This is a genomic window from Streptomyces sp. NPDC051907, from assembly GCF_040681075.1.
Lineage (GTDB): Bacteria > Actinomycetota > Actinomycetes > Streptomycetales > Streptomycetaceae > Streptomyces.
This window is the reverse complement of record NZ_JBFAYB010000061.1, coordinates 1-12,752: the sequence shown is the minus strand read 5'-3', so window position 1 is coordinate 12,752 and position 12,752 is coordinate 1. Positions and strand designations below refer to the sequence as shown.

At 70.6% G+C, this 12,752-nt stretch carries 15 protein-coding genes; 10 read left to right on the top strand and 5 right to left on the bottom strand.

The window, feature by feature from the left end; all coding sequences use genetic code 11:
• Positions 1–13: 13 nt before the first annotated feature.
• The 3 genes from AB0M39_RS27175 (at position 14) to AB0M39_RS27165 (ending at position 2,612) form a co-directional block, all read left to right on the top strand.
• A complete protein-coding gene (locus tag AB0M39_RS27175) occupies positions 14–769 on the top strand; it encodes a metallophosphoesterase (protein ID WP_365368537.1) in 756 nt (251 codons plus the stop codon).
• Between the two features lie 183 nt (positions 770–952).
• A complete protein-coding gene (locus AB0M39_RS27170) occupies positions 953–1,792 on the top strand; it encodes an NAD(P)H-binding protein (RefSeq protein ID WP_365368536.1) in 840 nt (279 codons plus the stop codon).
• An 85-nt stretch (positions 1,793–1,877) separates the two neighbouring features.
• Positions 1,878–2,612 carry a Mut7-C RNAse domain-containing protein gene (locus AB0M39_RS27165; protein ID WP_365368534.1) on the top strand — a complete coding sequence of 245 codons (735 nt, stop codon included), beginning with the start codon at positions 1,878–1,880 and terminating at the stop codon, positions 2,610–2,612.
• A 93-nt stretch (positions 2,613–2,705) separates the two neighbouring features.
• Here the strand turns inward: AB0M39_RS27165 and AB0M39_RS27160 are convergent, their stop codons facing one another.
• The 3 genes from AB0M39_RS27160 to AB0M39_RS27150 form a co-directional block, all read right to left on the bottom strand.
• Positions 2,706–3,203, bottom strand: a complete 498-nt coding sequence (locus AB0M39_RS27160; protein ID WP_365368533.1) for a MarR family transcriptional regulator — start codon at positions 3,201–3,203, stop codon at positions 2,706–2,708.
• A gap of 96 nt (positions 3,204–3,299) precedes the next feature.
• Entirely contained in the window at positions 3,300–4,007 is a 708-nt protein-coding gene (locus AB0M39_RS27155) for an AAA family ATPase (protein ID WP_365368532.1), read from the bottom strand.
• 106 nt (positions 4,008–4,113) lie between these two features.
• A complete protein-coding gene (locus AB0M39_RS27150) occupies positions 4,114–4,596 on the bottom strand; it encodes a hypothetical protein (RefSeq protein ID WP_365368531.1) in 483 nt (160 codons plus the stop codon).
• A 102-nt stretch (positions 4,597–4,698) separates the two neighbouring features.
• Between AB0M39_RS27150 and AB0M39_RS27145 the strand changes: the two genes are divergently transcribed.
• On the top strand, positions 4,699–5,034 hold the full coding sequence (locus tag AB0M39_RS27145) for a YnfA family protein (protein WP_365368530.1): 336 nt from the start codon (positions 4,699–4,701) through the stop codon (positions 5,032–5,034).
• Positions 5,035–5,218: 184 nt separating this feature from the next.
• Positions 5,219–5,983, top strand: coding sequence for an SDR family NAD(P)-dependent oxidoreductase (locus AB0M39_RS27140; protein WP_365368529.1), 765 nt, complete (start codon positions 5,219–5,221; stop codon positions 5,981–5,983).
• A gap of 45 nt (positions 5,984–6,028) precedes the next feature.
• Here the strand turns inward: AB0M39_RS27140 and AB0M39_RS27135 are convergent, their stop codons facing one another.
• Positions 6,029–6,466: an ArsI/CadI family heavy metal resistance metalloenzyme gene (locus AB0M39_RS27135; RefSeq protein ID WP_365368528.1), complete on the bottom strand. Its 438-nt coding sequence runs from the start codon at positions 6,464–6,466 to the stop codon at positions 6,029–6,031.
• Positions 6,467–6,801: 335 nt separating this feature from the next.
• On the opposite strand from AB0M39_RS27135, the gene AB0M39_RS27130 reads away from it, so the two are divergent.
• The 3 genes from AB0M39_RS27130 to AB0M39_RS27120 are packed head-to-tail and all read left to right on the top strand — an operon-like array spanning position 6,802 to position 9,272.
• Positions 6,802–7,479 (top strand): DUF4097 family beta strand repeat-containing protein, encoded by a 678-nt coding sequence (locus AB0M39_RS27130; RefSeq protein ID WP_365368527.1) that lies wholly within the window; start codon positions 6,802–6,804, stop codon positions 7,477–7,479.
• Positions 7,480–7,521: 42 nt separating this feature from the next.
• Positions 7,522–8,484, top strand: coding sequence for an ATP-binding cassette domain-containing protein (locus AB0M39_RS27125; RefSeq protein ID WP_365368526.1), 963 nt, complete (start codon positions 7,522–7,524; stop codon positions 8,482–8,484).
• Positions 8,481–9,272, top strand: a complete 792-nt coding sequence (locus AB0M39_RS27120) for an ABC transporter permease (protein ID WP_365368525.1) — start codon at positions 8,481–8,483, stop codon at positions 9,270–9,272. The genes AB0M39_RS27125 and AB0M39_RS27120 overlap by 4 nt, the downstream gene beginning before the upstream one ends.
• A 126-nt stretch (positions 9,273–9,398) precedes the next feature.
• On the opposite strand, the gene AB0M39_RS27115 is transcribed toward AB0M39_RS27120, so the two are convergent.
• Complete coding sequence (locus AB0M39_RS27115; protein ID WP_365368524.1) at positions 9,399–10,592, bottom strand: RtcB family protein; 1,194 nt, start codon at positions 10,590–10,592, stop codon at positions 9,399–9,401.
• Positions 10,593–10,756: 164 nt separating this feature from the next.
• Here AB0M39_RS27115 and AB0M39_RS27110 point away from each other — a divergent pair, with 164 nt between their 5' ends.
• Together AB0M39_RS27110 and AB0M39_RS27105 are read left to right on the top strand one after the other, a co-directional pair.
• Positions 10,757–11,620, top strand: a complete 864-nt coding sequence (locus AB0M39_RS27110) for a DUF3558 domain-containing protein (RefSeq protein WP_365368523.1) — start codon at positions 10,757–10,759, stop codon at positions 11,618–11,620.
• A gap of 177 nt (positions 11,621–11,797) precedes the next feature.
• Positions 11,798–12,532 carry a DUF3558 domain-containing protein gene (locus tag AB0M39_RS27105; RefSeq protein WP_365368522.1) on the top strand — a complete coding sequence of 245 codons (735 nt, stop codon included), beginning with the start codon at positions 11,798–11,800 and terminating at the stop codon, positions 12,530–12,532.
• The last annotated feature ends 220 nt before the right edge of the window (positions 12,533–12,752 follow it).

Sequence of the window (12,752 nt, the reverse complement as noted above, 5' to 3'; positions counted from 1 at the left end):
GAGGGGGTTTCGCGTGCTGCTCGCACACATCAGCGATCTGCATCTGGACGGCACGGAGCGGGCGACGGACCGGGCCGTACGGACCGTGGCGTATCTGAACTCCCTGAGCAGGCAGCCCGATGCCGTCCTGGTCACGGGAGACATCGCGGACCACGGCGCACCCGCCGAGTACGCCGAGGCGGCCGAGCTGCTGGCGCGCCTGGACGCGCCGTTCTTCACCTGCCCGGGGAACCACGACGACCGGTCCGCCTACCGCAAGGCGCTGCTCGGCGAGGGCGAGGGCGAGGGCGACAGCGGCCGGGCCGTCAACCGGGTTCACCACGTGGGCGGTTACGCCCTGCTGCTCTGCGACTCGACGATCCCCGGCGACGACGCGGGACGGTTCGACGACGAGACGATCGAATGGCTGACGCGCACGCTCGACGAGCTCGGAGACACCCCGGCGCTGCCCGCCTTCCACCACCCGCCGGCGGTCATCCACCACCCGTACCTCGACTCGACCAACCTGACCAACGCCGACCGGCTCGCGGAGGTGCTGGCCGGGCGGACCAACGTCCCGGCCGTCCTGACCGGCCATGCGCACACGGCCGGCGCGACGACCTTCGCGGGCCGGCCGCTGCTGGTGGCCCCGGGCGTGGTCTCGACGCTGCGCCTCCCCTGGGAGAGCGGCGACACGCTGACGGACCGGGTCGCCCCGCCCGGCGTCGCGTTCCATGTGCTGGGCGAGGGCGGCGGCCCGATCACCACGCACTTCCGCGTCGTGCAGTAGGCCCAGCAGAACAGGCAGAGCAGACAGGGCAGACGGAGCAGGGCAGGAGACAGAGCGGCACAGAGGGCCCGCGGAAACACGCTTGACGCGCGGGCCCTCTTTCGCGATATTTACCTGCGTCGCGCAGATATTGCGCCACGCAAACCTGCCCTGCAGGCCTTCTCTCCTTAAGGAACCACCGATATGACCGTCCTCGTCACCGGCAGCCGCGGCAAGGTCGCCACCACCCTCATCGCCCTTCTCCACGAGGCGGGGATCGCCGTCCGCGCCGCCTCCGCCAGCCCCGAAAAACTCAGCCCGCCCCCAGAGGTCGCCACCGTCAAGTGCGCGCTCGACGACCCCGCGGACTTCCCTGCCGCGCTCGACTCCATCGACTCGGTCTTCCTCTACGCCGAGCCCGCCCAGATCGGCGCGTTCCTCGCAGCGGCCGAGAATGCGGGCGTGCAGCACATCGTGCTGCTCTCCTCCAGCTCGGTCCTCGACCCCGGCGCCGCCGACAACCCGGTCGCCGCCTCCCATCTGACGGTCGAGCAGGCACTGGCGGACGCGGCCGTCCAGACGACCGTGCTGCAGCCCGGCGCGTTCGCGGGCAACGCGCTCCAGTGGCGCTGGGCGCTCGCGTCCACGGGCGGCATCGACCTTCCCTACCCGGACAGTCACGGCGACCCCATCGACGAGCGGGACATCGCCGAGGCCGCGCTCGCGGTCCTCACCCAGCCGTGGCTGCGCGGCGCGTCGTACCACCTGACCGGCCCGGAGTCCCTCACCTTCGCCGAGCAGATCGCGATCCTGGAGGACGCGACAGGCCGGCCGATGCCCTTCAACGCCGTGACGCGCGAGGGATGGAAGGAGTCCGTACGCGCCTATCTGCCCGACGCGTTCGCCGAGGGGCTGCTCGACTACTGGGCCTCGACGGACGGTTCGCCCGTCCCGCTCACCCGTACCGTCGAGGAGCTCGTCGGCCGCCCTGCCCGTATGTTCGCCGAGTGGGCACGGGAGAACGCCGCCGCGTTCCAGGCCTAGGCCCCCCGCCGTCTTCCAAGCCTAGGCCCCGCGCCGTCCGTAAAGCCGCTGGCTGTCGTGTGCCGCCCGATGACATGCTGACGCTGTGAACGGACCGGAGATCTCCTTCAATTTCGCCCCTGAGCTGCACCTCTTCGTAGCGTCCGAGCACCGCGCAGGGCGTAGCACCGTGGTCACCGACGGCTCGTCGACGCTCGGCCATGTCGTCGAGTCCCTCGGCGTCCCCCTCACCGAGGCGGGCCGGCTCGTGGTCGACGGCCGTCAGGTCGCCGTCTCCCACATCCCCCGCGCGGGCGAGTTCGTCGAGGTGCTCGGCGTGGAGCGGCCGCAGCGGGTGCCGGGCGCCCCGCTCCGCTTCCTCCTCGACGTCCACCTCGGCACGCTCGCACGACGGCTGCGGCTGCTGGGCGTCGACGCCGCGTACGAGAACGAGGACATCGGCGACCCCGCCCTGGCCACGCTCTCCGCGAAGGAGCAGCGGGTGCTGCTCTCCCGCGACCGAGGGCTGCTGCGCAGGCGGGAGATCTGGGCGGGGGCGTACGTCTACAGCGACCGGCCGGAGGACCAACTGCGGGACGTACTGGCGCGCTTCGCCCCGGCGCTGGCCCCCTGGACCCGCTGCACGGCGTGCAACGGCACGCTGGCCGAGGCCGACAAGGACTCGGTGCAGGCGCAGCTGGAGCAGGGGACGCAGCGCTCGTACGACGTGTTCGCGCAGTGCACGGCGTGCGAGCGGGTGTACTGGCGCGGTGCGCACCACGCCCGCCTGGAGGCGATCGTCGAGGACGCGCTGCGGGAGTTCGGCGGCGCGGCGGCCTGAGGCGGGGGCGCCGGGGCGGAGGCGGCGCTAGGGCTGGCCGAGGGCTGGCCCGGCACCGCTCAGAGGCCTCCGCCGCTCAAAGGCCTCCGCCGCTCAGAGTTCTCCGCTGCGCAGCCGCTCGACCTGCGCCGCGCTGAGCTCCACCGTTCGCCGCATATGCGCGGTGAGCAGGGCGATCTCGTCGTCGCTGTACGCGTCGAACATCTCGTACCACGCGCCGTTCAGCTTGGCCCACACCGCGCCGAACTCCGCTATCCGCTCCGGCACCAGCGTCACCAGCACCCGCCGCCGGTCCGCGGTGTCGCGCTCGCGCGTGACGTAGCCCGCCCGCTCCAGCCGGTCGACGAGCCGCGTCGCCGACCCGGTGGTGAGCCCGGTCAGCTCGGCGACGCGCCCGGTGGTGACGGGACCCCGCTCCAGCGAGAGCAGGTTCAGGCACTGGAGATCGGTGGGGTGGAGCGACAGATGATCGGCGAGAGCCTGGTTGAAGAGGGCGTACGAAGCCATGTAGAGGCGCGACGCGCTGGCCAGCTGGCCCATCAGCGCGCTGCGCTCTGCCGTGTTCTTCTGCGCCATGTTCTTCTGCGCCATGCAGATATCGTACGTCGCGGACGGCGCGGGACCCGGAGGCTCGCGAGCCGCCCGGGCCCTAGTCGCTGACTGCCGACCGGTAGTGATCGCCGACCGCTAGTCGACGATGTGGCGCAGATAGGCCTGCGGATCGGCGAGGTATCTGCGCCAGTGGTCGACGACCGCGAGCTCGCGCCACGCGACGCGCCGCATGCCGTGCTCGCCCACCTCGACGATGTCCGCGCCGGGCAGGGCGGTCAGCAGCGGGGAGTGGGTGGCGCAGATGACCTGGCCGCCCTTCTTCGCCAGCTGGTCCATGTGGCCGATCAGCTCCAGGCAGGAGGAGAAGGAGAGCGCCGCCTCGGGCTCGTCCATCACATAGAGCCCGGTCTGGAGGAACTTCCCCCGGAACGCCGCGAGGAAGCCTTCGCCGTGGCTGACCGAGTCCGGAGCGAACCCCTCCCGGTCCAGCGCGTCCAGCGCGGTCTCGGCCCTCAGGAAGAAGCCCTTGCGCGCCGACCAGCTGGTGGCCATCCGCCGCCCCCGGGGCGCGGCCTCGAACCGTACGCGCTCGCCGAGTGCGGACTTGCCGCGGTGCGAGGCGTAGCGCCAGTCGTGCGAGCCGCCGTAGGAGTCGAGGCCGAAGCCCTCGGCGAGGGCTTCGACGAGGGTCGACTTGCCGGAGCCGTTCTCGCCGACGAGGAAGGTCACGGGCGCGGTGAAGTGCAGCCCCTCGTCCAGGAGCTGCCGGACGCAGGGCACCGACCAGGGCCACTCGCCCGCGTCGTAGGAGGAGAGGTGGGCGTACGCGCGTTCGACGATCACCCACCCAGTGTCGCCCACCCCGCCGACAAGGCACCCGTATCTGCCACGCCCACCGCCCGAGAATGCACCCGCGCCCGCCACCCCCGCCAAACCACCTCGACACCCGTCAGAACACGTACCGATCCCCCGTCGCCGGCGCCACCACACGGTGCTCGTTGTTCGCGACGTTCCGGTCGGTCGTGCCGCCGTTCCAGAGCGTGCTGATCCGTACGACCGCCTCCTCCGGCAGGCCCACCGCCCGCAGGTCGAGGACGACCCGCCGGGCGGCCCCGCCCGCCCGCAGCGGGCCCGTTCCGCACAGGACCACCTGGTCCCCGCCCCACAGACAGCTGCCGGGCAGCGCCTGCGCGCCGGCGAGCGGCGCGGAGAACTCCAGTCGTACGGTCGCGTTCGCAAGGCTCGCCGGACCATGGCTCGCGCTCGCGAGCGAGACCCCGAGCCGCCCGCTCGCCAGGGAGACATGACCATGGTGCGCCACGTCGGCCTCCGGGGCGATCACCCGGTCCCCCGCACCGGCGCTCGCGCCGACGCCGACCACCATCACCACCGCGGCGAGTACCGCCAGCAGCGCCTTGCGCATCACGCCCATGATCAGAAGATACCCTTTTGTATGTATTTATTACTGATTACCCCTCACCCTGGGCGCGTCCCCCGCTCCTTGCGCGGCTCCGCGCATGGCACGCTGCGACTCATGCTCATCGCCCGTTCCGTCGCACTGTTCGTCGTGGCCGCGCTCTTCGAGATCGGCGGCGCGTGGCTGGTCTGGCAGGGGTTCAAGGAGCACCGGGGCTGGATCTGGATCGGCGCGGGCGTGATCGCCCTCGGTGCGTACGGGTTCGTCGCCACGCTCCAGCCGGAGGGGGAGTTCGGCCGCATCCTGGCCGCGTACGGCGGGGTCTTCGTGGCCGGCTCGATCGCCTGGGGCATGGTGGCCGACGGCTACCGGCCCGACCGCTGGGACGTGATCGGCGCGCTGATCTGCCTGGCGGGCATGGCAGTGATCATGTACGTCCCGCGCGGCCGGTGACCCCTGCCAGCCCGTACGCCCCGCGCGGCCGGTGACCCTTGCGCCGCGCGGCCGGTGACGTCTGCGATCACGTACGCCCCGCGCGGCCGAGGGCCTCTGCCATCCCGTACGCCCCGCGAGCCCGGCGGCCTCCGCGCGGCCCTATCCTGGCCGCATATCGATCACACGCGCGAGGAGCCATGACATGACCGACGCCGGCACCCCCGTAGCCGTCATCACCGGAGCCAGCAGCGGCATCGGCGCGGCCACCGCACGGCAGCTCGCCGCCGCCGGGTACCGCGTCGTCCTCACGGCCCGCCGCAAGGACCGGATCGAGGCGCTCGCCGCCGAGCTCGCCGAGGCGGGCCGCCAGGCGACGGCGTACGCCCTCGACGTCACCGACCGCGCGGCGGTCGACGCGTTCGCCGCGTCCCTGGACCGCTGCGACGTCCTGGTGAACAACGCGGGCGGCGCCCTGGGCGCGGACCCCGTGGCCACCGGCGACCCGGCCGACTGGCGGCAGATGTACGAGGTCAACGTCATCGGCGCGCTCCACACCACCCAGGCGCTGCTCCCCGCCCTCACCGCGAGCGGCGACGGCACGGTCGTGATCCTCTCCTCGACCGCCGGCCACGCGACGTACGAGGGCGGCGCGGGCTATGTCGCGGCCAAGAACGGCGCGCGCGTGCTCGCCGAGACCCTCCGCCTGGAGATCGTCGGCACGCCGGTCCGCGTGATCGAGGTCGCCCCGGGCATGGTGCGGACCGAGGAGTTCGCCACGACCCGCTTCCGCGGCGACGAGGAGAAGGCGGCGAAGGTGTACGCGGGCGTGGCCGAGCCGCTGACGGCGGACGACGTGGCGGACACGATCACCTGGGCCGTCACCCGCCCCCCGCACGTCAACATCGACCTCCTGGTGGTCCGCCCCCGCGCCCAGGCCTCCAACTCCAAGGTCCACCGCGAGCTCTGACAGCGGGTAGACCAGGCCGGTCAGTCGACCGGTAGACCAGGCCGGTCAACCGGCGCCGCACGCACATCCCGCCGCGGCGTCGGGGGCGGCGCAGGCATCGGCATCGACGTCGACATCGACATCGGCCTTGACGACGTACACCTCCCAGGGCTCCGCGCCGGGGCCGGTCACCCAGACCTTGTCCTGGAGGGCGTAGCAACAGGACGTGTCGTTCTCCTCGACGGTCGCGAGGCCGGCCTCCTTCAGGCGGTCGGCGGCCGCGCCGACCTGTTCGGTGGACTCGACCTCGACGCCGAGGTGGTCCAGCCGGGTGTCCTCGCCGGCCACGCCCTCGATGAGGACCAGCTTGAGCGGGGGCTCGGCGACGGCGAAGTTCGCGTACCCGGGGCGGAGCTTGGCGGGCTCGACGCCGAAGAGCCGGGAGTAGAACGCGATCGATCCCTCGAGGTCGGCGACGCGCAGGGCTAGCTGGACACGGGACATGACGGTCTCCCTTGCTGCGTTCTATATCGACAACAGTCGATATAGAACCGAGGCTGCCACCTGCATAGACGACTGTCAACATAGACGGACATCAAAATCTGATCCCCGGCGAACGAACCCGCCTTTGCGCGCCCTTCGCGCCTCCGACGTAGCGTTCACCTTCAATACATTGCAACGAACGAGCACTCACCGTTGCATTGAATGCACATCCGTTGCAACGATTTCTAGGCTCTGAGCTGCATCTTTACGGTTCATGCGCAACGCCAACATTGCCACTTCCTTGAACGCAACGTAGCGTTTGCGTTGTCAGAAACGACGAGCCGAAGGAAAGAACAATGCAGAAGTTCGACACCCCCGCCCCGATCACCGCCGTCCTCGACATCCCCGCGGGACGCATCCAGTTCATCGCCGCCGACCGCGCCGACACCACGGTCGAGGTCGCTCCCGCGGACGCCTCCAAGGGCCGCGACGTGAAGGCGTCGGAGCAGATCGAGGTCGCATTCGTCGACGGCGCCCTGCGGATCGAGGCCCCGACCGCGAAGAGCCGGATCCTCGGCGACTCCGGATCCGTCGAGGTCACCGTCCACCTGCCCGCCGGCTCCCGCATCGAGGCGAAGGCGGCCGCCAGCGAGTTCCGGGGCGTCGGACAGCTCGGCGACGTCGTCTTCGAGGGCGCGCTGAGCGAGGTCGCCATCGACGAGGCCGCGAGCGCGCGTCTCACCCTCCAGGCCGGCGACGTCTCGGTCGGCCGCCTGGGCGGCCCCGCGGAGATCGGCACGCAGAAGGGCGACCTCCACATCGCCGAGGCCACGCGGGGCGCGGTCACCCTGCGCACCGAGTACGGCGAGATCTCGGTCGGCGCCGCCGCCGGGGTCTCCGCCTCCCTGGACGCCGGCACCTCCTACGGCCGGATCCACAACGCGCTCAAGAACACCGACGGCGCCGACGGCGCCGACGGCCTGACCATCCACGCCACCACCGCCTACGGCAACGTCACCGCCCGCAGTCTCTAGGCCCGCAGTCTCCGCCCGCAGCTTCTCGAAGGAGCATTCCTCATGACCAGCTTGGCCATCGCGGCGTACGGGCTGCGCAAGTCCTACGGCGACAAGGTCGTGCTCGACGGCGTCGACCTGACCGTCCCCGAAGGCACGGTCTTCTCGCTGCTCGGCCCGAACGGCGCGGGCAAGACCACCGCGGTCAAGATCCTCTCCACGCTCGTCGCCGCGGACGCCGGCGAGCTGCACGTCGGCGGCCACGACCTGGCCGCCGACCCCCAGGCGGTCCGATCCGCGATCGGCGTCACCGGCCAGTTCTCCGCCGTCGACGGCCTGATCACCGGTGAGGAGAACATGCTCCTCATGGCAGACCTGCACCACCTGCCCAAGAGCGAGGGGCGGCGGGTCGCCGCCGAGCTGCTGGAGCGCTTCGACCTCGTGGATGCGGCGAAGAAGCCCGCCGCCAGCTACTCCGGCGGCATGCGCCGCCGCCTGGACATCGCGATGACGCTGGTCGGGGACCCGAGGATCATCTTCCTCGACGAGCCGACCACCGGCCTGGACCCGCGCTCCCGCCACAACATGTGGCAGATCATCCGCGAACTCGTCGCCGGCGGCGTCACCGTCTTCCTCACCACCCAGTACCTGGAGGAGGCCGACCAGCTCGCCGACCGGATCGCCGTCCTCAACGACGGCCGGATCGCCGCCGAGGGCACCGCCGACGAGCTCAAACGACTCGTCCCCGCCGGACACGTCCGCCTCCGCTTCTCCGACCCGACCGCCTACCAGCGCGCCGCCGCCGCCCTGGGCGAGGCCTCCCGGGACGACGAGCAGCTGTCCCTGCACCTCCCCAGCGACGGCAGCCAGCGCGAGCTGCGCTCTGTCCTGGACTGGCTCGACGCGGCCGGGATCGAGGCGGACGAGCTGACCGTCCACACCCCCGACCTCGACGACGTGTTCTTCGCCCTCACCAGCACCAGCGTCCCTGCCCAGAGCGGCCAGTCCAAGGAGACCGTCCGATGAGCGCCCTCTCCCTCGCCGTGCGCGACTCGACCACGATGCTGCGCCGCAACCTCCTGCACGCCAAGCGCTACCCCTCCCTCACCCTGAACCTGCTGCTCACCCCGGTCATGCTGCTCCTGCTGTTCGTGTACGTCTTCGGCGACACGATGAGCGCCGGCATCGCCGGCGGCGGCGCGGACCGCTCCGACTACATCGCCTACGTGGTCCCCGGCATCCTGCTGATGACCGTCGGCAGCACCGTCATCGGCGCCGCCGTCTCCGTCGCCACCGACATGTCCGAGGGGATCATCGCCCGCTTCCGCACCATGGCGATCCACCGCGGCTCCGTGCTCGTAGGCCACGTCCTCGGCAGCGTCCTGCAGTCGATCGCCAGCGTGCTCCTCGTCGGCGCGGTCGCCGTCGCCATCGGCTTCCGCTCCACGAACGCCACCGCCCTGGAATGGCTCGCCGCCTTCGGACTCCTCGCGCTCTTCGCCCTCGCGCTCACCTGGATCGCGGTCGGCATGGGCACCGCCAGCCCCAACGCCGAGGCCGCCAGCAACAGCGCCCTGCCCCTGATCCTGCTCCCCCTCGTCTCCAGCGCCTTCACCCCGATCCACGCGATGCCGGGCTGGTTCCAGCCCATCGCCGAGTACCAGCCCTTCACCCCGGCCATCGAGACCCTCCGCGGCCTCCTGCTCGGCACCGAGATCGGCCACAACGGATGGCTCGCGATCGCCTGGTCCATCGCCCTGGCCGCACTGGGCTACCGCTGGTCGACCGCCTCCTTCAAGCGCGACCCGAAGTAACCGCCACGAACCCGCAGACCGCAGCTCCACGGCCCGTGCAGGGGCGATGCGACGCCGAAGGCCCCGGACTCCTCGAGTCCGGGGCCTTCACTCACCAGCACAGGTCGATCAGGCGAAGATCTGATCTCACCCCTTCACACAGATGACCTGCTTCAGCTTCGCCACCACCTCGACCAGGTCCCGCTGCTGTTCGATCACCGTCTCGATCCGCTTGTACGCGCCCGGGATCTCGTCCACGACACCGGAGTCCTTGCGGCACTCCACGCCCCGTGTCTGCTCCTCCAGGTCCTTCGTCGAGAACGTCCGCTTCGCCGCCGAGCGGCTCATCTTCCGGCCCGCCCCGTGCGAGGCCGAGTTGAACGACTTCTCGTTGCCCAGGCCCTTCACGATGTACGAGCCCGTGCCCATCGAGCCCGGGATGATGCCGAAGTCGCCGCCGCCCGCGCGGATCGCGCCCTTGCGGGTGACCAGCAGGTCCATGCCCTCGTACCGCTCCTCCGCCACGTAGTTGTGGTGGCAGGAGATGACCGGGTCGAAGGTCGCCTTCGCCTTGCGGAACTCCCGCCGGACGACCTCCTGGAACAGCGCCATCATGATCGCGCGGTTGTACTTCGCGTACTCCTGCGCCCAGAAGAGATCGTTCCGGTACGCCGCCATCTGCGGGGTGTCCGCGACGAACACGGCCAGGTCCCGGTCGACGAGGCCCTGGTTGTGCGGCAGCTTCTGTGCCTGGCCGATGTGGTACTCGGCCAGCTCCTTGCCGATGTTCCGCGAGCCGGAGTGCAGCATCAGCCACACCGCACCCGTCTCGTCGAGACAGAACTCGATGAAGTGGTTGCCGCTTCCGAGCGTCCCCATCTGCTTCTGAGCCCGCTCATGACGGAATTTGACCGACTCCGCGATCCCGTCGAAGCGCGACCAGAAGTCGTCCCACCCCGCCGTCGGGAACTGGAACAGCCGCCCGGGGTCCACCTCGTCCCGGTGCATCCCGCGCCCCACCGGAATCGCCCGCTCGATCTTCGACCGCAGCCGCGACAGGTCCTCCGGCAGGTCGTTCGCCGTCAGCGACGACTTCACCGCCGACATGCCGCAGCCGATGTCCACGCCCACCGCCGCCGGACAGACCGCGCCGCTCATCGCGATCACCGAGCCGACCGTCGCGCCCTTGCCGTAGTGGACGTCCGGCATCACGGCCAGGCCCTTGATCCACGGCAGTGTGGCCACGTTCTGCAGCTGCTGCATCGCGCCGCCGTCGACCGTCGAGGGGTCCGTCCACATCCGGATGGGGACCTTCGCTCCCGGTACCTCTACGTACGACATATTTCCTCTATTCCCCCGAAAAAGCCTCAAAGCGCAAATGCCGGAACCAGCATCCGTAAAAGCCTCGACGGACCGGCATCCACAGCAGTGCGTGCGATACACATTGTGTCCACCCGCCGCAGCAGGGCGGCAACCACTTTTCCGCTCGAAGGGAGCCTGGGACCGTGCAACGAAGGGCGTACGCACCCGGCCTCGTGGCGCTTGTCGCGGCGCTCGTCGCCGGCTGCACCTCCGGCGACGGCACCGAGGGCTCCGCCACCGACTCCAAGGCCGGCGGCCCCAAGACCTCCGTCGCGCCGCCCGGCAAGTACCGCAACCTCCCCGAGCCCTGCGGCGCCGTCGAGCTCTCCGCCCTCAAGGATCTGCTGCCCGGCGCCGCCGACCTCCCCGAGGAGGCGCAGCAGAAGGCGTACCGCGGCACCGCCGACGTCACGTACGACACCGACCGCCGCGTCGGCTGCAGCTGGAAGGCCGACGCCCCGGACGCCTCCCACCAGCTCCGGTTGGACTTCGAGCGGGTCGTCTCGTACGACGCGGCCATCAGCGACGACGACCGCGCACAGGAGGTCTTCGCGAAGAAGCAGATCGCCGCCTCGCTGCCGACGGCCGTCACCCCCCGGGACGAGAAGGGCAAGCAGTCCACGCCCGCCTCCCCCAATGCCTCCGACGCCTCCGCTCCCTCCGCCTCCTCGCCCTCGTCGTCGCCCCCGCCCTCCGGCTCCGCCCCCGGCCAGCCCCCGGTCGGCGGCACCACACCGTCCGGGTCGGGGACCGGCACGCCCGACGGCCTCGAGCCGCGCCTGCTCGACGATCTCGGCGACGCCGCGTTCCTCGACGACGTGCTCGCGCGGTCGGGCTCGACCGCCGAGCGGCGGACCGTGAGCGTGGTGTTCCGCACATCGAACGTGATCGTGACGATCGAGTACGCCGAGCAGCCGGCCAGCATCACCGAGGCCCCCGACAGCAGGGAACTGCAGGAAAAGGCGCAGAGTCTGGCCCGCGGACTGGTCGGCGACTTCGACGACTGAGGCGTCCGGGCCCTCCTGTACGTATTCCGGGACACATTCGCGGACCCGCCCGGTCCGCGTACGGTGTCGGAGCGGTACGACAAGTCCAGCGCCAGACATGGCAGCCACTCACAACGGCGGCCAAACAGACAAAAGAGACAACCGACCGACGATTCGACGAATCGGACTGAAGGAACCATGCACCGTTCAGCCCCGCGACTCACCCGCATACTCGCCTGCGCAGCCGTCCCGGTGATGCTCGTCGTCGCCGGCTGCTCTTCGGACTCGGGCTCCGACAGCGACAAGAAGACGAGCTCCGACTCGTCCTCCTCGTCCTCCGGGAGCTCCACCTCCCCGCAGGCGAAGAAGTCGCCGTCCGTCGCTCCCGCGAAGCTCGTCAAGCTCCCCGACCCCTGCAAGTCGATCTCCTCGGACACGGTCAAGGACCTCGTCCCCGAGTCGAAGGCCGGCTCGAGCGGCAAGTCCAGCGACACCGCCAGCCGCGGCAGCTGCTCCTGGAACGGCCTGGACGACAACGGCGTGAAGGGCTCCCAGTACCGCTGGCTCGACGTCTCCTTCCTCCGCTACGACTCCGAGGAGGCCCTGGGCCTGAGCGGCGAGCAGCGCGCCGACCAGAACTACGCCAAGGAGGTCGCGAAGGCGAAGGCCACGGAGAAGGCCAAGAACGTCAAGTCCTCCTCCGTTCCCGGCGTCGGCACGGTCGCCACGGTCGTCAACTACGAGCTGACGAAGACCGACGAGGACTTCACCTACGCGACGATCGTGACCCGCACGGAGAACGCCGTGGTCACCCTCACCTACAACGGCACCGGCTACGCGGGCGCGAAGAGCCCCTCCGCCGAGGACCTGACCAAGGACGCGGTGAAGGCCGCGAAGGAGGCCGTGGCCTCGGTCGCGTCGGCCAACAAGTAGAGCGCGACCCCGTACAAGTCGGCCAACAAGTAGACCGCGACCCCGTTCCGTTGACGGAGCCCTTCCCTCCCCGGAGGGACGGGCTCCGAACGCATGTGCCAGGCTGTGCCCGCCAGATTCATAAACGGGAGGGGATCGCGGGTGGCCGCGATGCAGCTGACACGCACGCACCGCATACTCATCGGGGTCGTCGTCACGGGCGCCGTGATCATCGCCGCGA

Excerpts from the sequence above, each read along its gene's own strand:
- AB0M39_RS27170 (WP_365368536.1), top strand. The coding sequence starts at position 953 with ATGACCGTCCTCGTCACCGGCAGCCGCGGCAAGGTCGCCACCACCCTC.
- AB0M39_RS27160 (WP_365368533.1), bottom strand. The coding sequence starts at position 3,203 with ATGGCGCAGAAGAACATGGCGCAGAAGAACACGGCAGAGCGCAGCGCG.
- AB0M39_RS27150 (WP_365368531.1), bottom strand. The coding sequence starts at position 4,596 with ATGGGCGTGATGCGCAAGGCGCTGCTGGCGGTACTCGCCGCGGTGGTG.
- AB0M39_RS27145 (WP_365368530.1), top strand. The coding sequence starts at position 4,699 with ATGCTCATCGCCCGTTCCGTCGCACTGTTCGTCGTGGCCGCGCTCTTC.
- AB0M39_RS27140 (WP_365368529.1), top strand. The coding sequence starts at position 5,219 with ATGACCGACGCCGGCACCCCCGTAGCCGTCATCACCGGAGCCAGCAGC.
- AB0M39_RS27135 (WP_365368528.1), bottom strand. The coding sequence starts at position 6,466 with ATGTCCCGTGTCCAGCTAGCCCTGCGCGTCGCCGACCTCGAGGGATCG.
- AB0M39_RS27130 (WP_365368527.1), top strand. The coding sequence starts at position 6,802 with ATGCAGAAGTTCGACACCCCCGCCCCGATCACCGCCGTCCTCGACATC.
- AB0M39_RS27125 (WP_365368526.1), top strand. The coding sequence starts at position 7,522 with ATGACCAGCTTGGCCATCGCGGCGTACGGGCTGCGCAAGTCCTACGGC.
- AB0M39_RS27120 (WP_365368525.1), top strand. The coding sequence starts at position 8,481 with ATGAGCGCCCTCTCCCTCGCCGTGCGCGACTCGACCACGATGCTGCGC.
- AB0M39_RS27115 (WP_365368524.1), bottom strand. The coding sequence starts at position 10,592 with ATGTCGTACGTAGAGGTACCGGGAGCGAAGGTCCCCATCCGGATGTGG.
- AB0M39_RS27105 (WP_365368522.1), top strand. The coding sequence starts at position 11,798 with ATGCACCGTTCAGCCCCGCGACTCACCCGCATACTCGCCTGCGCAGCC.